A 16988-nucleotide genomic window follows, 5' to 3' on the forward strand; every position below is an offset into this window, starting at 1 on the left:
CGCCATGTCCGACTGGACCAAAGCCCAACGCCTGCTGGCGAAGGACCCCGCCCTGAAGCCGCTGGTCAAGCGGATCGGCCCCTGCACCCTCGTGCCCTTGCAGCGCGAGCCCTATGAGGCGCTGGTGCGCGCCATCGCCCACCAGCAGGTGCATGGCCGCGCGGCCGAGGCGATGCTGAACCGCTTCTGCGCCCTGCATGAGGGCGAAGGCTTCCCGCCCGCCGACTTCGTGCTGGCCCTGCCGGGCGACGCGCTGCGCGGCTGCGGCTTCTCCGGCTCCAAGGTGCTCGCCATCCAGGACATCGCCGCCAAGGCGCGGGATGGCTTGGTGCCGACGCTGGAGGAGGCGGGCCGCATCAGCGATGCCGCGCTGATCGAGCGCCTGGTCGCCATCCGCGGCGTCGGCCGCTGGACGGTGGAGATGCTGCTGATCTTCACCTTGGGCCGCCCCGACATCCTTCCCGTGGATGATTTCGGCGTGCGCGAGGGCTGGAAGCTCATCAACAGGCTGGAGGCGCAGCCGAGGCCGAAGGAACTCGCCGCCATCGGCGAGGCCTGGAAGCCCTGGCGCAGCATTGCCGCCTGGTATCTCTGGCGCGCGGCGGATGAGGGCAAGAAGGTGAAGGTCAGCGCCGTATAGCGGGCGCGGGCGTGCTGCTCTGCCGCAGGTCGTCATACAGCCCCGTCTGGCCCCGCGCGCAGGCGCCCTCGGCCAGCATGCGGCGATACCCGGCGCTGGCGGGGCCGCAGGCACGGGCGAGGCCGGCGCGGCCCTGGCCGGTGGAGTTCCGCACATCATTGATGAAGCGGTTCACCTCGGCATAGGCCGTGTTCTTCTCGGGCGTGGATTTGTTGGAGGCGGCGATGCAGGCGCGCCAGTCGCGCACCTGCTCGTTGCAGCTCGGCACGCCCGTGGTGTCGGGGGCGGGGGTGGCGGCCGGGCGGTTCTGCGCCGCGGCGCCCAACGGCGCCAGGACCAGGGGCGGCGCCAGGAGAAGGGAGAGCAGGAGCAGGTGCCGCATGGGGTGTCCCTCGATCACGCCGCGTCCCCCTCGCGCAATCCGCCCAGGAACTCCAGCACCTCGGCCATGGGCACCACATCGGCGAATTGGCGGTCCATGTCGAAGAGGGCGATGGCGTGGCTGATGGGGATGCGGTCGAACACCGCCTCCTGCGGCACGCAGACGCGCAGGTTGAAGGAGGAGGCGTCGAAGACCGTCGCCTGCACGCAATTGCTGGTGGCGCCGCCTAGCACGATCACGCTGTCCACGCCGCGATCGAGCAGGTGGCCCAGCACCGGGGTGCCGTGAAACGCGCTGGGCTTCTTCTTCACCAGCACCAGGTCGTTCGGCCCGGGCTCCATGCCCTCGGCCAGTTCCGCGCCATGCGTGCCCTCCAGGCACCAGTTGGGGCTCTCCAACAGGTCGCGCTTGCGGCCATAGACGCCGATGTCGGAGCCCGAGGGGTCGAGCGCGAAGCGGGTGAAGACGCAGGGCACGCCCGCCGCCTGCGCCGCGCGGACGATCCGCGCCGCCGCCGCCAGCGCCGCGCGGCCGATGGCGCCGCAGCTCGACGGATAGAGGTGATCCTGCCCTTCCGCGCCCACCATGTAGCGCTGGGCATCGATCACCAGCACGGCGGGGCGCTGGCCGAAGCCCATGCGGCGGCCGAATCGCCCCTTGGCCAGCACGGCGCGGTCCTGCTCGGTGAGGAAATGGTCCCAGGGTTTGGTCATGCGCCGCCTCGCTGATTGACCGCCCGTCGCGGCCCGCTTCAGGATAGGTGGCGCCGCCGCCAGCGCGAAGCCGGGAGACAACGCCATGATCCGCCGCCGCCACCTTGCCCTCGCCGCCGCCGGCCTGCCGCTTGCCGCACCCCATCTGGCCGCGCAGGCCCAGGTCGCCGACTGGCCGAACCGCCCGATCCGCCTGGTCTCGCCCTTCCCGCCCGGTGGCGCGGCTGACCTCACCGCCCGCATCATGGCCGAGGAACTGACCGGCGTGCTGCGCCAGAGCGTGGTGGTGGAGAACCGCACCGGCGTGGGCGGGGCGGTGGGCAGCGAATTCGTCGCCCGCTCCACGCCCGATGGCTACACATGGCTGCTGGCCAGCACCGGCCCCTTCGCCATCACGCCCGAGCTGGTGCGCCTGAACTTCGACCCTGCGCGGGACCTGGCGCCGGTGGCCATGGTCTCCATCGTGCCCTCGGTCTTCGTGGTGAACGCGGCCGTGCCGGCGAACAACATGGCGGAGCTGATCGCGCTCGCCCGCGCGCGGCCGGGCCAGCTCTCCTACGCCTCGGGCGGCAATGGCACGGCGCAGCATCTGTTCGGCGAGATGCTGAAGCAGATGGCCGGCCTCGACATCCAGCATGTGCCCTATCGCGGCGGCGGCCCGGCCCTGACCGATACCATCGCCGGCCGCGTGCAGATCCTCTGCGACACGCTGCCGCTTTCCCTGCCCCATATCCGCGAGGGGCGGGTGCGCGCGGTGGGCGTGACGACGGCGCAGCGCCACCCCGCGCTGCCGGATGTGCCGACCGTCGCGGAATCGGGGGTGCCCGGCTACGAGGCGGTGGGCTGGTACGGCATGGCGGCCCCCGCCGGCACGCCCGAGGCGCTGATCACGCGCATGAACCGCGAGGTGAACGCGCTGCTGGACAAGCCCATGCTGAAGGAACGCATGGCCGCCCAGGGCTCCGACCCGCTGGCCATGACGCCCGCCGCCTTCCAGGCCCGCATCGCCGAGGACCGCGCGCGCTGGGCGCGGGTGATCCGCGACGGCAACATCCGGCCCGATTGAGGCGGCTTGAAGGGATGCGCCCGCGGGCGCATCTAGGCTCCAACCAAGGAGCACCCGACATGCCGACCCCGCAGCCCGAAGCCGAACTGAAGCTCGATGCCGACGCCGCGACGCGCGACCGCATCGAGGCCGCCGCCTTCCGCAAGCTGGTGGCGCATCTGCGCGAGCGCTCGGACGTGCAGAACATCGACATGATGAACCTGACCGGCTTCTGCCGGAACTGCGTGAGCCGCTGGTACCAGGAAGCCGCCGCCGATGCCGGCACGGTGCTGGAGACGCCGGCCGCGCGCGAGATCATCTACGGCATGGACTACAAGGCCTGGCAGGCGGCGAACCAGAAGGAAGCCACCGCCGAGCAGAAGGCGGCCTTCGGCGCGGCCATGGCCAAGCACGGGTAGAGGCGCTACCTCCCTCTCCCGAATTCCGCTTGCGAGAGACACCATGTCCGACACCGAAGACGATACATCAAAGGCGGGGGCCAGCCGCGCGCGCCAGGCCGCCGATTCCGACACGGGGGGCATCGCCGCCGACCGGCTGCGCTCCATCGTCGAGCGCATCGAGCGCCTGGAGGAGGAACGCAAGGCGCTGGGCGACGACATCAAGGATATCTACGCCGAGGCGAAATCCGCCGGCTTCGAGGTGAAGGTCGTCCGCCAGATCATCCGCCTGCGCAAGCAGGAGCCGGCCGAGGTGGAGGAGCAGGAGACCCTGCTCGACCTCTACCGTCGCGCCTTGGGGATGTAGGGGCCTCGCTGCGAGGCTGATTCACGCCCCGGGCGTCCCGCCCAGGGCGATCAGGCTCGGCTACTCCAGCTTCAGCCCGGCCACCCGGACCAGCTCCGCCCATTGCGGGCCGTCGCGCTCCATCGCGGCGCGGAACTGGGCGGGCGTGGAGCAGACCGGCACCGTGCCCATTCGCTCCAGCGCCGCGCGGAAGGGCGCCTCGCCGCAGGCGGCGCCCAGGATCTCCGCGATGCGCGCGATCGCGGGCTCCGGCGTGCCGGCGGGTGCGGCGATGCCGTTCCAGGTCTCGGCGCGGAAGCCGGGGAAGCCCTGTTCCTCCACCGTGGGCACGCCCGGCAGCGCCGCCATGCGCGCGCCGCCCGCCACCGCCAGAACGCGGATCGTCCCCGTGCCCTGGTGGGGGATGATGTCCGAAGGGTTGCCGAAATAGGCGGCCACATCGCCCGCCAGCACCGCCTGCATGGCGGGCGCACCGCCGCGATAGGGCACGTGCTCGGCGCTCACGCCCGCACGGTGCAGCAGCAGCGCCATGGCCAGGTGGTTGGAGGAGCCGTTGCCGCCGCTGGAATAGCTGACGCGCCCCGGATTGGCGCGCAGATAGGCGATGAATTCCGGCAGCGTGTTCACCCCGATCCGCGCCGAGACCGCCAGCACCTGCGGGTTGGCGCCGATGATGGAAATCGGCGCGAAATCCCGCGCGGCATCATAGGGCACGCGCGTGAGCGCCGGTAGCATCACCATCTGCGACGCGCTGGCCGTGAGCAGGGTGTAGCCATCCGGCCGGCTGCGGGCCACCGCCTCCACCGCGATGGCGCCACCCGCGCCGGTGCGGTTCTCCACCACCACCGATTGGCCGAGCTTCGCGCCCAGCGCCTCGGCGCTCAGCCGCCCCACGCTGTCGGTCACGCCGCCGGGGGCGAAGGGCACGATGAGCCGCAGCGGGCGGTCGGGCCAAGCCTGCGCGAGGGCCGCCGGTGCGGCGAGGCAGAGGGCCAGGAGGGGGATGAACCGTCTCACCAGGGATGCGCTCCTTCGATGTGGCCCGCCATCATTGGCCAGCCGCAACCAGGGGCCAAGCGAAACCTGCCCGCGCGCCGCATGCAAATCGCGCTGGCGCCCAAATCCTGCTGGCACCCAAATCCTGCTGGCGCTTGGGCGATTTCCGGTCCATAACCCCCCGTAACCGTCCGGGGCATGGCCCGGGGCGGTTCAAACCGCCTGCGTTTGCGGCGGGTTGTCAGAGCCTCCGAGCCCTCCTGAACGGATGATGGGTCTGGCGGCGTTTCCGGCCACATGGCACCGCCGCGGGGTTGCAGATCCCCGGCCTCCATGTCGCCCGAGACGCCGGAAGCCTCCCTTCCCAAGGGTGCCCCGGTGGTTGGACTGCCTTCCTGCCGCGTCGCAACTCACAGCTCCGCCGTCGCGCGGGGCCAGACGCATGCCCTCCATCCGGGGGGCCAGAAGGACGACGCATGTTCGACAACTACTTCCGCAAGGATATTTCCTGGGGCGGGCAGATCCTCACCCTCGAGACGGGCAAGATCGCCCGCCAGGCCGATGGCGCGGTGATGGCCCGCCTGGGCGACACCATCGTGCTCTGCACCGTGGTCGGCGCCCGCAGCGTGAAGCCGGGCCAGGATTTCTTCCCGCTCACGGTCAACTACCAGGAAAAGGCCTTCGCGGCCGGCAAGATCCCGGGTGGCTTCTTCAAGCGCGAAGGCCGCCCCTCCGAGAGCGAGACCCTGATCTCGCGCCTGATTGACCGCCCGCTGCGCCCCCTCTTCCCCGAGGGCTTCCGCAACGAGGTGCAGGTCATCGCCACCGTCCTCAGCCATGACCTCGAGAACGATCCCGACATGGTCGCCCTCGTCGGCTGCTCGGCCGCGCTGACGCTCTCGGGCATTCCCTTCTTCGGCCCGGTGGGCGGCGCGCGCGTCGGCTACATCGACGGCGCCTATGTGCTGAACCCGACCGCCGCGCAGCGCAAGCTCTCCAAGCTCGACCTCGTGGTCGCCGGCACGGCCGAGGGCGTGCTGATGGTGGAATCCGAGGCCTCCGAGCTGTCGGAAGATGTCATGCTGGGCGCCGTGAAGTTCGGCCATGAGGGCTTCCAGCCGGTCATCCAGGGCATCATCGCGCTGGCCGAAGTGGCCGCGAAGGAGCCGTGGGACGTCGCGCTGGAAGACCCGGCGAAGGACGCGCTGAAGGCCCGCATCGCCGAGCTCGGCACCGCGCCGATGGCCGAGGCCTACAAGATCACCGAGAAGCTCGCCCGCCAGAAGGCCGTGGGCGAGGCGAAGAAGGCCGTGATCGCGGCGCTGGAAGCGGAGGGGGGCGATGTCGCCGCCGCCAAGGGGCTGATGAAGGAGCTGGAGGCGGACGTGGTCCGCAACGCCATCCTCGACACCGGCCTGCGCATTGACGGCCGCGACACCAAGACCGTCCGGCCCATCCTCTCCGAGGTGGGCGTGCTGCCGCGGGCGCACGGCTCGGCGCTCTTCACGCGTGGCGAGACGCAGGCGCTCTGCGTGGCCACGCTCGGCACCGGCCAGGATGAGCAGATCATCGACGCACTCGCGGGCGAGTACCGCGAGAACTTCATGCTGCACTACAACTTCCCGCCCTACTCGGTGAACGAGACGGGCCGCATGGGCTCGCCCGGCCGTCGCGAGATCGGCCATGGCAAGCTCGCCTGGCGCGCGATCCACCCGGTCCTGCCGGAGAAGGAGAAGTTCCCGTACACGATGCGCGTCGTCTCGGAGATCACGGAGTCCAACGGTTCCTCCTCCATGGCGACGGTCTGCGGCACCTCGCTCTCGCTGATGGATGCGGGCTGCCCGCTGCTGCGCCCGGTGGCCGGCATCGCCATGGGCCTGATCAAGGAAGACCGCGGCTTCGCCGTGCTGTCGGACATCCTGGGCGACGAGGATCACCTCGGCGACATGGACTTCAAGGTGGCCGGGACGGAAGCGGGCATCACCGCCCTCCAGATGGACATCAAGATCACCTCCATCACCTTCGACATCATGAAGACGGCGCTGGAGCAGGCGAAGGACGGCCGCTTCCACATCCTGGGCGAGATGGCCAAGGCCATTTCCGGTGCCCGCGGCGAGATGGCGGCCACCGCGCCGCGTATCACCGTGATCAATGTGCCGAAGGACAAGATCCGCGACGTGATCGGCACGGGCGGCAAGGTGATCCGGGAGATCGTCGAGCAGACCGGCACCAAGATCGACATCGAGGATGACGGCACGATCAAGATCGCGTCCTCCAGCACCGAGGCGACGGAAGCCGCGATCAACAAGATCCGCGGCATCGTGGCCGAGCCGGAGATCGGCGTGATCTACAACGGCAAGGTCGTGAAGACCGCCGAATTCGGCGCCTTCGTGAACTTCCTGGGCGCCAAGGATGGCCTGGTTCACATCAGCGAGTTGGCCAATGAGCGCGTGAACCGCACCACCGACGTGGTGAAGGAAGGCGACGCCGTGAAGGTCAAGGTCATCGGCTTCGACGATCGCGGCAAGGTGAAGCTCTCCATGCGCGTGGTGGATCAGGAGACGGGTGCGGACATCACCGAGCAGGTGGGCGAGCGCCGCCCCCGCGCCGAGGGTGAGGGCGAGGAGCGTCCGCGCCGCGAGGGCCGGGACCGCGGCCCGCGCCGCAGCCGGGACGACTGATCCCCGGCCCAAAGGCGACTTGAACAGTGAAACCGTCCGGTGCTTTCTTGCGCCGGACGGTTTCGCCATAACTTCACAATTCTAGAATTCGGCACGGCAGGGACGGCAGCAGTGAAGGCGATCAACAGCATCCGCATGGGCGGCGTGGATGTCCTCCCCCTGGTCGAGGGTGGCAAGGGCGTGGCCGTGAGCAATGGCCTGACCGCGGGCGCCTGGGCGGCGGCCGGCGGCGTCGGAACCTTCTCCGCCGTGAATGCCGACAGCTACGACAGCGAGGGCCGGACCATCCGGCAGATCTATTCCGGCAAGACCCGGCGCGACCGCCATGAGGAGCTGGTCGCCTACGGCATCGCCGGCGGCATCGCCCAGGCGCGCGAGGCGCGGGACGTAGGCGGCAAGAACGCCCGCATCCATGCCAATATCCTCTGGGAGATGGGCGGCGCGGAGCGCGTGATCCGCGGGGTGCTGGAAGGCGCCAAGGGCTTGGTGAACGGCGTCACCTGCGGCGCGGGCATGCCCTATCGCCTGGCCGAGATCGCCAAGGATTTCGGCGTCCATTACTACCCGATCGTCTCCTCCGCCCGCGCCTTCAGCGCGCTTTGGAAGCGCAGCTACTCCAAGGTGAGCGAATGGCTGGGCGGCGTGGTCTATGAGGACCCCTGGCTGGCCGGCGGCCATAACGGCCTCTCCAACAGCGAGGACCCGAAGAAGCCCGAGGCCCCCTATGAGCGCGTGCGCAAGCTGCGCGAGCAGATGCGCGCCTTCGGCCTCGATGAGACGCCGATCATCATGGCGGGCGGTGTCTGGTGGCTGGAGGAGTGGTCCGACTGGATCGACAACCCCGAGCTCGGCCCCATCGCCTTCCAGTTCGGCACCCGCCCGCTGCTGACCAAGGAAAGCCCGATCAGCGACGCCTGGAAGCAGCGGCTGACGCAGCTGAACCCGGGGGATGTGCTGCTGCAGCCGTTCTCGCCGACCGGCTTCTACTCCTCGGCTGTCCGGAACGACTTCCTCCGCGATCTGGAGGCCCGCAATGAGCGCCAGGTCGCTTATACGAGCGAGCCGGTGGGCGAGCACACGGCCGAATTCGGCGTGGGCCCGCGCAAGCGCCTCGTCTGGCTGACGCCGGGCGATCGCGCCCGGGCTGAGGCCTGGACGCAGGCGGGCTTTACGGAAGCCATGCGGACCCCCGATTCGACGCTGATCTTCGTGACGCCGCCCAACGCGCAGGAAATCCTGGCCGACCAGGTGGCCTGCATGGGCTGCCTCAGCCATTGCCGCTTCAGCAACTGGACGCAGAACGAGCCCGATTTCAGCACGGGCAAGAAGGCCGATCCGCGCAGCTTCTGCATTCAGAAGACGCTGCAGGACATCGCGCATGATGGCAGCCTGGAGAACAACCTGATGTTCGCCGGGCACAACGCCTATCGCTTCAGCTCCGACCCCTTCTACTCCAACGGCTTCGTGCCGACGGTGAAGCAGCTGGTCGAGCGGATCATGACGGGCCGGTAGAGCATGATCCGCTGAGGCGAAAGCCGAAGCGGTGAATCATCCTCTCGGCTAAGCGAGCATGATCCGCTGAGGCGAAAGCCGAAGCGGTGAATCATCCTCTCGGCCAAGCGAGCATGATCCGCTGAGGCGAAAGCCGAAGCGGTGAGTCATCCTCTTGGCCGCATCCCGAGGCGCAGCACGCCCTCCGGGCTCGGCTCAGCCGCCCTTGCGCACGCGCAGCCGCCCGTGCCCATCCTCGCCATGCGTCGCCTCCAGGATCTCGTGGCCCTGTTCCTCCAGGCTGCGCGCGAGGTTCCGGCGCGGTTCCTCGCCTTTGTAGAGAATGTCGAGCACGCCACCGGCCGCCATCTTGTCCAATTGTAACCGAGTTCGAACGAAGGTCATGGGGCAGGTATCTGCTGTAACGTCGATGACCAAGGGATTCATCCTCGTTGATTCTTTGCTCTACGGAGCAATTCAGGGTGGAAGCATCTTGCAAAAGGCCAGATGAACTCGCTATTCACTTGGTGAAGTGATTCTGGAAAGAAAAACCATGTCTGATCTTGCAAATGGCAGCGATCTCCTGGGCCTGACCGCCGAAATCGTATCCGCTCATGTTTCGAACAATCCGGTCTCGGTGAATGATTTGCCGACGCTGATCGTCGAAGTCCACCGGACGTTGGCCTCGCTCGGCACGGTTCCCGCCCGGGTTGAGGCGGAAAAGAAGATGCCCGCGGTTCCGGTGAAGAAATCCATCACCCCGGACTACCTGATCTGTCTGGAGGACGGCAAGAAGCTCAAGATGCTGAAGCGCCACTTGCAGACCTCCTACGGCATGACGCCGGACCAGTACCGCGACAAGTGGGGCCTGCCGCCGGAATACCCGATGGTGGCGCCGAACTACGCGAAGCACCGTTCGTCCCTGGCCAAGCAGATCGGCCTCGGCACGCAATCCCGCAAGCCTGGGGCGTAACACCCGCGCGCCCCGGCCAGATCGGCCGGGGCGGCTTCATTCAGACGCGAACATGCTCTATGGGCTGGATCGCGCCCAGTGATGTCGGGCCAGGAAGGCAGAGAGGGCGGGGCCATCAGCGACCGCATGTCCCGGATCGAGCAGATGTGCGTGGAGCGCGGCCTGAAGATGACAGGCCAGCGCCGGCTGATCGCGCGCGTGCTCTCCGAAAGCGAAGACCACCCGGATGTGGAGGAGCTGTACCGGCGCGCCGTGGCGCTGGACAACCGCGTCTCCGTCGCCACCGTCTATCGCACCGTCCGCCTGCTGGAGGAGAAGGGCATCCTCGAGCGCCGCGACTTCGGCGGCGGCCGCGCCCGCTTCGACCCCGCCGATCGCGGCATCCATCACCACCTGATCGATGTGGACACCGGCAACGTGATCGAATTCTCCGACGCCGAGCACGATGCCCTAGCGCGCGAGATCGCGGCCCGGCTGGGCTTCGACCTCGTGCAGGTCCGCCTCGAGATCTTCGGCCGCCGCCTATGAGCGAGGCGCCGCCCTTCGAGGAAATCCGCTCCAGCAACCTCGGCGTCCGTGTCGCGACGACCGAGGCGGAGATCGTCGCCGCCCAGGCGCTGCGCTACCGCGTCTTCTACGAGGAGATGGGTGCCCGCGCCGACGCCGCGACCAATGCGAGCCGCCTGGACGCCGATGCCTATGATGCCGTGGCCGATCACCTGCTGGTGGTGGACCATGACCGCGGCGAGGGGCCTGAGAGCGTGGTCGGCACCTATCGCCTGATCCGCCGGTCCGCCGCGCAGCGCATCGGCCGCTTCTACTCCGAGGACGAGTACGACATCGCGCGCATCCTCGCCTACAAGGACGGCATCCTGGAGCTGGGACGTTCCTGCACGGATGTCGCCTATCGCACGCGCGGCACGCTGCAACTGCTCTGGCGCGGCATCGCGGCCTATGTGTTCAACCACAAGATCGGCCTGATGTTCGGCTGCGCCAGCCTGCCCGGCACGGATCTCGAGGCCAATGCGGCGCAGCTCTCCTATCTCGCGCAGAACCACCAGGCGCCGGCGGAGCTCTGCCCGCGCGCGGTCGAATCCCGCTACCTGCCGATGGACCGACTGCCCGCCGGCAGCTTCGACGCGAAGCGGGCGTTGATGTCCCTGCCGCCGCTCATCAAGGGCTATCTGCGCCTGGGCGGTTATGTCGGCGATGGCGCGGTGCTGGACCACCAGTTCAACACCACCGATGTCGCCATCGTGGTGATGACGCAGCAGATCACCGACAAGTACTACAAGCACTACGAGCGCAAATCCGGCTGGGATGGCAACGACCGCGCCGGCTGATCACAGCCGGATGTTCAGCCAGCCGCGCGCATCCATCTCCGCCGCATCGCCGGGCAACAGCAGGATGGTGGTGGTGGCACTCTCGATGATGGCGGGGCCTGTCACCGCCTGTCCCGCCGCCAGTGCCGCGAAATCCCAGACCGGCAAGTCGGCCCATCCACCCTCCAACAGCGCGCGCCGCGTGCCGAGGGGTGCGGCGGGTGTGGCCGCGCCGGCGGGGCGTTGCGGCAGCGGCGGCAGCAGACCGGCGGCGGCGGCGCGGGCGGTGACCAGCACCACCTCCTCCTCCGGCAGGTCATAGGTGAAGAGCGCGCGGTGGCGGGCATGGAAGGCTTCGCGCAGGCCGGCGCGCGTCATCGGCACGCCGCCCAGATCCACCGTGATCTCGAAGACCTGTTCGCCATAGCGGAGGTCGGCCGCGCGATGGCCTCGCACCTCGCCCTGGAACCACTGCGCGAGCTGCGCCTGTGCTTCCGCCTCCAGCCCCTCGAACAGCGCGGCCAGCGCGGCGTCCTCCGGCATGGCCGTCGCGCTGACCACGCTGCGCGCGATCTCGTGCCGCAGCTCCGTCTGCAGCATCCCCCAGGCGGAGAGCCCGGCGGCGAAGAGCGGCACGGCGATGCGCGCCATGCCGAGATCGCGCGCCACCGCACTCGCGTGCAGCCCGGCCGCGCCGCCGAAGGCCAGCAGGGTCGCGCTGCGCGGATCCACGCCGCGCCGCACCGTCGCCACGCGTACGCCATCGGCCATGCGCGCATTCACCAGGCGATGGATGCCGAGCGCCGTGGCCTCGGTGGAGAGGTTCAGCTTCGCGGCCAGCGCGGAGATGGCGCGTTCCGAGGCCGCGGCGTCGAGCAGGCGCGCGCCGCCCAGGAAGCGCGTGGCGTCCAGGTAGCCGAGCGTCAGGTTGGCATCGGTGACGGTGGGCTCGGTGCCGCCATGCCCGTAGCAGGCAGGGCCGGGCCTGGCGCCGGCGGATTGCGGCCCGACCTCCAGCGTGCCGCGCGCGCCCAGATGCGCGATGGAGCCGCCGCCCGCGCCCAGCGTGATGATGTCGAGGCTGTCGAGCGCGATGCGTTCGCCCCCCACCTCGCGCCCGCGCCCCAGCGTGGCCGCGCCATCCTGGATGAGCGCGATGTCCGTCGAGGTACCGCCCATATCCAAGGTCACGAGTTGATCACCCATGCCCCGCTTGGCCAGCGCCACCGCCGCCGCAACGCCGCCCGCCGGGCCGGAAAGCGCGGTGCCGACGGCGAGCCGCGCGGCCTCGGCGATGGGTGCCATGCCGCCATGCGAGAGGATGACGAAGACCGGCTGCGTGTAGCCCGCCGCGCGCAGCCGCGCCTCGAGCCGCGTCAGATAGCGGAAGACGACGGGGCCGACATAGGCGTTCACCGCCGTGGTGGAGAAGCGCTCGAACTCCTTGATCTGCGGCAGCACATCGGCCGAGCAGGTCACGAAGACGCCGGGCAGCGCGGCCCGCACCGCCTCGGCCGCCGCATGCTCGTGCTTCGGCGCCGCCCAGGAATGCAGGAAGCAGATGGCGACGGACTCCACCTCCGCCTCCCGCAGGCGTACGATGGCCGCCTCCAGGCTCGCGGCGTCGAGCGGGATTTCGACGCTGCCATCGGCGCGCAGCCGCTCGCGCACCGGCAGGCGCAGCTGGCGCGGCACCAGCGCGGGCGGTTGCGGCAGGCGGAGGTCGTAGCGCGCGGGCTTCAACCCCTCGCGCATCGCGATCACGTCGCGATGGCCCTCCGTGGTGAGCATGGCCGTCTTCGCGCCACGCCGCTCCAGCAGCGCGTTGGTGGCCACCGTGGTGCCATGGACGATGCGCGTCGTCGTCTCCAGCAGCTCGGCCAGCGTCAGGCCGATGGCGGCGGCGAGGTTGGCCAGGCCGTCCAGCACGCCCTCGCTCTGATCCCCTGGCGTGCTGGGCGCCTTGGCGAGGAACTCGCGCCCTTCCTCATCCACGCCGACCACATCCGTGAAGGTGCCGCCGACATCCACGCCGATGGTGTAGCGCATCAGGCCAGCCCTTCTTCTGCGTCGCGAGCGATCAGTGCGGGGTCACGCCGCGCCGGGTCGCCCCAGCCGCCACCACCGGCCGAGCGGATGTGCAGCACCTCGCCCGGCTGGATTTCGACGCCCACTTCCTTCGTGCGGAGCAGGCGCTCCGATCCATCGGCCCGGCGGAGCGCGTAGCGATGCGGCGCGCTGTCCTGCCCACCGCACATGCCCGCGCTGCCATGCCGCGCGCCGTCGCCGGCCGTATTGCCGCGCGCGGGGCCGTCGCTTTCCACCACCAGCTCCAGCTCCGCGCCATGGCCGCCGCGGAACTCGCCGGCGCCCGCCGTGCCGGCGCGGAATTCATGGCGGCGGAAATGCAGCGGGAAGCGCGCCTCGGCCATTTCCACGCTGCCGAATTTCAGCCCGCCCGCCGAATGCCATTCGCCCGCGGTGGACCAGCCATCGCCCTTCGCATGCCCGCCGCCACCCGGCCGCGCATGGAACAGGTGCCAGACGAATTTCCGCTCGGGCCGGCGCGCGTCGCGCCCCGTGATGGCGATGCGGAAGCGCCGCCCCCAGCCGCCCATCGCGCGCTCCGGGCAGCCATGCTGCATGGCGCGCATGATCGCCTCCACGATCTCATTGCTGCAATGGCTGGTGCAGAGCGTCACCGCGGCACCCTCCCGCGCCCAGACCACGGAGCCCTCCCGCGCCACGACCTTCAGCGCGCGGAACGCGCCCTCGTTCTTCTGCACATCCGCGTCCAGCAGATAGGCGAAGGCCATGCAGACCGCGGAAAACATGTTGGGGTAGGAGGAATTCACGAAGCCCGGCACCTGGTCGTCCGAGGCGCTCAGATCCACCGTCAGCGTGCCGCCCTGCTTGGTGCAGGTGGCGCGGATGGCGATGTCCTCATTGCCATGTCCGTCATCATCCAGCAGCGCCGTGCCGGTCCAGGTGCCATCGGGCCAGGATTCCAGGATGCGCCGCGTATGCGCATGCGCGAGGTCCAGGATCGCCTCCACCGCCGCCATCAGCCCTTCGCCGCCATGCTGTGCCAGCAGCTCGCCGAGCCGGTTCGCGCCCAGCTTGGCCGCGCCCAGCATGGCCGCGAGGTCACCGCGGAAGTCGCGGTTGATGCGGGTGTTGAGCGCGAGCATGGCGACCAGGTCCTCGCGCATCTCGCCATTCTCGCCGAGGCGGATGGGCGGTATGCGCAGGCCCTCCTGCCAGATCTCCGTGGCGCCGGGGTTGTAGCCGCCATGCGTGCCGCCGCCGATGTCGCTCTGATGCGCGCGGACCACGGAGAAGAAGCGCACCTGTCCGCCTTCAAACACCGGCACGACGATCGTCAAATCCGGCAAATGGCTACCGCCATGCCAGGGGTCGTTCAGCAGGAACACGTCGCCCGGCTTCATCTTCCCGTCGAAGGCATCCCGCACCGCCTTGGCCGCGAAGGGCATGGCGCCGACATGCACCGGGATGTGGTCCGCCTGCGCCACCAGCCGGCAGGCGCCATCCGTCATCGCGATGGAGAAGTCGCGGCTGGAATTCAGGATCTGGCTATAGGCGGTGCGCAGCAGCCCCTCGCCCATCTCCTCCACGATCGCGGTGAAGCGGGCGGAGAGAACGGCAAGCGTCACGGGGTCCATGCGGCACGGCTCCATCTTGGCGAGGTCCCGAGCGTGGCGCATCCTGCCGGGAACCAAAAGAGGAGGAGCGCATATGTCTCTCACCACCCTGGCCACCGGCCTGAGATTCCCCGAAGGCCCCGTGGTGCTGCCGGACGGCTCCATCGCGCTGGTCGAGATCGAGGCGCAGGTCGTCTCCCGCATCGCGCCTGACGGCACGCGCAGCATCATCGCGCGCCCGGGCGGCGGCCCGAACGGCCTCGCTGCCGGGCCAAACAACACCCTCATCCTCTGCAACAATGGCGGCTTCACCTGGCATGAGGAGCCGGAAATCCTCCGCCCCTCCGGCACCGCGCCCGACTACACGAACGGCCGGATCGAGGTGGTGGACATCGTAACCGGCAGCGTCCGCACCCTCTATGACCGCTGCGGCGACGTGATGCTGAAGGGCCCGAACGACCTGCAGCTCGATGGCAAGGGCGGCTTCTGGTTCAGCGATCTCGGCAAGGTCCGCGCGCGCGACCGCGATCACGGCGGCGTCTATTGGGCGGCGCTCGACGGCAGCAGGATCGTGGAAGCCGCCTTCCCCATCTTCGGCGGCGCCAACGGCATCGGCATCAGCCCGGATGGCGAGAAGCTCTACGTGGCCGAAACCGAAACCGGCCGCCTCTGGGCCTTCGACATCATGGGCCCGGGGCACCTGCGCAAGAACCCCTGGCCCAGCACCAGCGGCGGCTCGCTGCTCTGCCAGTTTCCGGGCTTCCGCCGGCTGGACAGCCTGGCGATCACGGCGGCGGGCAACATCGTCGTCGCCACGCTGGTCTCAGGGGAAATCACCACCGTCTCGCCCGCCGGCGAAATCCTCGATGTGGTGAAGATGCCGGAACGGATGCCGACGAACATCTGCTTCGGCGGGGCCGACATGAAGACGGCCTACATCACGCTGTCGAATACGGGGAAGCTGGTGAGCATGCCTTGGCGGGAAGCGGGGCTGAAGCTTCCCTACTAGCATTCAAGGGGCTCTGCCCCTTGAACCCCGGCAAAGGCCCAGGCCTTTGCAAACCTCAAGAGAGGGCGGCGACGCCGGGGAGTTCCTTGCCTTCCAGCCACTCCAGGAAGGCGCCGCCGGCGGACGACACATAGCTCATCCGCTCGGAAACGCCGGCGTGGCGCAGTGCCGAAACCGTATCGCCACCGCCGCCCACCGAGCGCAGCTGCCCGGCCTCAGTGAGGCGCGCCACCTCCTTCGCCACGGCCACCGTCGCCGCATCGAAGGGCGCGATCTCGAAGGCGCCGAAGGGGCCGTTCCAGACCAGCGTCTTCGCCGCCGCCAGACGCTTCACCACATCGGCCACCGTGGCAGGCCCCACATCCAGCGCCATCATGTCGGCCGGAACCGCGTCCAGCCCGACCACGCGGTTCGGCGAATGCGCGGCGAAGCCCTCGGCCACGACCAGGTCGAGCGGCAGCACGATCTCGCAGCCGCGCGCCTTGGCACCGGCCAGGATCTCGCGCGCCGTCTCATGCATGTCGGCTTCCTGCAGCGACTTGCCGACCGCATGCCCCTGCGCCGCGAGGAAGGTGTTGGCCATCGCGCCGCCAATCACCAGCACATCCACCTTGGACGAGAGGTTCCCCAGCAGGTCGAGCTTGGTGGAAACCTTGGCCCCGCCCACAATCGCCACCACCGGCCGCTGCGGAGTGCCCAGCGCCGCATCCAGCGCCTCCAGCTCCTGCTGCATCAGCCGGCCGGCATAGGCCGGCAGCAGCCGCGCCACGCCCTCGGTGCTGGAATGCGCACGATGCGCCGCCGAGAAGGCGTCATTCACGAACACGTCCGCAAGTTTGGCGAGGCCGGCGGCCAGCGCCGCGTCGTTCTTCTCCTCGCCCGCATGGTAGCGGGTGTTTTCGAGCAGCAGCACCTCGCCATCCTTCAGCGCGGCGGCGGCGGCCTCGGCGTCCCCGCCGATGCAGTCATCCACGAAGGCGACGGGCTTGCCGAGCGAGGCGGAGAGGGCCGCCTGCATCGGCTTCAGCGACATCTCCGGCACGCGCTTGCCCTTGGGGCGATCGAAATGCGAGCAGACGATGACCCGCGCACCCTTGGCGCAAAGCTCCGCGATGGTGGGGCAGAGGCGCTCGATGCGCGTCATGTCGGTGATCTTGCCGTCCTTCACCGGGAGGTTGAGGTCGGCGCGGAGCAGCACGCGCTTGCCGCGCGGATCGAGGTCATCGAGGGTGCGGAACGCGGGCATCAGGGCCTCCGGCAAAAGGACAGAACCAACGAAAAAATGAGCCGCCCCCGGAGAATCCGGCCG

General features: G+C 69.4%; 17 protein-coding genes. 10 read left to right on the top strand and 7 right to left on the bottom strand.

Features of this window, described 5'->3' with window-relative positions:
* Positions 1 to 4 precede the first annotated feature (4 nt).
* Entirely contained in the window at positions 5 to 640 is a 636-nt protein-coding gene (locus tag ACQ860_RS15100) for a DNA-3-methyladenine glycosylase family protein (protein ID WP_431304163.1), read from the top strand.
* Here the strand turns inward: ACQ860_RS15100 and ACQ860_RS15105 are convergent.
* Positions 627 to 1022 carry a hypothetical protein gene (locus ACQ860_RS15105; protein WP_431304164.1) on the bottom strand — a complete coding sequence of 132 codons (396 nt, stop codon included), beginning with the start codon at positions 1020 to 1022 and terminating at the stop codon, positions 627 to 629. The two genes, ACQ860_RS15100 and ACQ860_RS15105, sit on opposite strands and share 14 nt — an antisense overlap.
* Before the next feature lie 14 nt (positions 1023 to 1036).
* Positions 1037 to 1735, bottom strand: coding sequence for a cysteine hydrolase family protein (locus tag ACQ860_RS15110; RefSeq protein WP_431304165.1), 699 nt, complete (start codon positions 1733 to 1735; stop codon positions 1037 to 1039).
* Between the two features lie 85 nt (positions 1736 to 1820).
* Here ACQ860_RS15110 and ACQ860_RS15115 point away from each other — a divergent pair, with 85 nt between their 5' ends.
* Genes ACQ860_RS15115 through ACQ860_RS15125 form a run of 3 tightly spaced genes read left to right on the top strand, consistent with a single transcriptional unit; the run spans position 1821 to position 3545 of the window.
* Entirely contained in the window at positions 1821 to 2801 is a 981-nt protein-coding gene (locus ACQ860_RS15115; RefSeq protein WP_431304166.1) for a Bug family tripartite tricarboxylate transporter substrate binding protein, read from the top strand.
* Between the two features lie 59 nt (positions 2802 to 2860).
* Positions 2861 to 3199, top strand: a complete 339-nt coding sequence (locus tag ACQ860_RS15120; protein ID WP_431304167.1) for a DUF1244 domain-containing protein — start codon at positions 2861 to 2863, stop codon at positions 3197 to 3199.
* A 43-nt stretch (positions 3200 to 3242) separates the two neighbouring features.
* The gene (locus ACQ860_RS15125; protein WP_431304168.1) at positions 3243 to 3545 is read left to right on the top strand and encodes a DUF2312 domain-containing protein; all 303 of its coding nucleotides are present in this window, start codon (positions 3243 to 3245) and stop codon (positions 3543 to 3545) included.
* Between the two features lie 60 nt (positions 3546 to 3605).
* On the opposite strand, the gene ACQ860_RS15130 is transcribed toward ACQ860_RS15125, so the two are convergent.
* Entirely contained in the window at positions 3606 to 4562 is a 957-nt protein-coding gene (locus ACQ860_RS15130; RefSeq protein ID WP_431304169.1) for a Bug family tripartite tricarboxylate transporter substrate binding protein, read from the bottom strand.
* Between the two features lie 455 nt (positions 4563 to 5017).
* Between ACQ860_RS15130 and pnp the strand changes: the two genes are divergently transcribed.
* Positions 5018 to 7222 (top strand): polyribonucleotide nucleotidyltransferase, encoded by a 2205-nt coding sequence (gene pnp / locus ACQ860_RS15135; RefSeq protein WP_431304170.1) that lies wholly within the window; start codon positions 5018 to 5020, stop codon positions 7220 to 7222.
* Positions 7223 to 7333: 111 nt separating this feature from the next.
* A complete protein-coding gene (locus ACQ860_RS15140; protein ID WP_431304171.1) occupies positions 7334 to 8734 on the top strand; it encodes an NAD(P)H-dependent flavin oxidoreductase in 1401 nt (466 codons plus the stop codon).
* 195 nt (positions 8735 to 8929) lie between these two features.
* Here the strand turns inward: ACQ860_RS15140 and ACQ860_RS15145 are convergent, their stop codons facing one another.
* Positions 8930 to 9160, bottom strand: coding sequence for a sulfurtransferase TusA family protein (locus ACQ860_RS15145; protein ID WP_431304172.1), 231 nt, complete (start codon positions 9158 to 9160; stop codon positions 8930 to 8932).
* A gap of 106 nt (positions 9161 to 9266) precedes the next feature.
* On the opposite strand from ACQ860_RS15145, the gene ACQ860_RS15150 reads away from it, so the two are divergent.
* The 3 genes from ACQ860_RS15150 (at position 9267) to ACQ860_RS15160 (ending at position 11029) form a co-directional block, all read left to right on the top strand.
* Positions 9267 to 9686: a MucR family transcriptional regulator gene (locus ACQ860_RS15150; RefSeq protein WP_431304173.1), complete on the top strand. Its 420-nt coding sequence runs from the start codon at positions 9267 to 9269 to the stop codon at positions 9684 to 9686.
* 81 nt (positions 9687 to 9767) lie between these two features.
* Positions 9768 to 10214, top strand: coding sequence for a Fur family transcriptional regulator (locus ACQ860_RS15155; protein ID WP_431304174.1), 447 nt, complete (start codon positions 9768 to 9770; stop codon positions 10212 to 10214).
* Complete coding sequence (locus ACQ860_RS15160; RefSeq protein ID WP_431304175.1) at positions 10211 to 11029, top strand: GNAT family N-acetyltransferase; 819 nt, start codon at positions 10211 to 10213, stop codon at positions 11027 to 11029. Before ACQ860_RS15155 ends, ACQ860_RS15160 begins: the two co-directional genes overlap by 4 nt.
* Here ACQ860_RS15160 and ACQ860_RS15165 read toward each other — a convergent pair whose 3' ends face one another.
* Both ACQ860_RS15165 and ACQ860_RS15170 read right to left on the bottom strand, forming a co-directional pair.
* Positions 11030 to 13057 carry a hydantoinase/oxoprolinase family protein gene (locus ACQ860_RS15165; protein ID WP_431304176.1) on the bottom strand — a complete coding sequence of 676 codons (2028 nt, stop codon included), beginning with the start codon at positions 13055 to 13057 and terminating at the stop codon, positions 11030 to 11032.
* A complete protein-coding gene (locus tag ACQ860_RS15170) occupies positions 13057 to 14691 on the bottom strand; it encodes a hydantoinase B/oxoprolinase family protein (protein ID WP_431304177.1) in 1635 nt (544 codons plus the stop codon). The genes ACQ860_RS15165 and ACQ860_RS15170 overlap by 1 nt, the downstream gene beginning before the upstream one ends.
* 73 nt (positions 14692 to 14764) lie before the next feature.
* Here ACQ860_RS15170 and ACQ860_RS15175 point away from each other — a divergent pair, with 73 nt between their 5' ends.
* Entirely contained in the window at positions 14765 to 15679 is a 915-nt protein-coding gene (locus ACQ860_RS15175; protein WP_431304178.1) for an SMP-30/gluconolactonase/LRE family protein, read from the top strand.
* A 55-nt stretch (positions 15680 to 15734) separates the two neighbouring features.
* Here ACQ860_RS15175 and ACQ860_RS15180 read toward each other — a convergent pair whose 3' ends face one another.
* Positions 15735 to 16925, bottom strand: coding sequence for a phosphoglycerate kinase (locus ACQ860_RS15180; RefSeq protein WP_431304179.1), 1191 nt, complete (start codon positions 16923 to 16925; stop codon positions 15735 to 15737).
* Positions 16926 to 16988 lie beyond the last annotated feature (63 nt).

This window comes from Sediminicoccus sp. BL-A-41-H5, assembly GCF_050632405.1.
Taxonomy (GTDB): Bacteria; Pseudomonadota; Alphaproteobacteria; order Acetobacterales; family Acetobacteraceae; genus Roseococcus.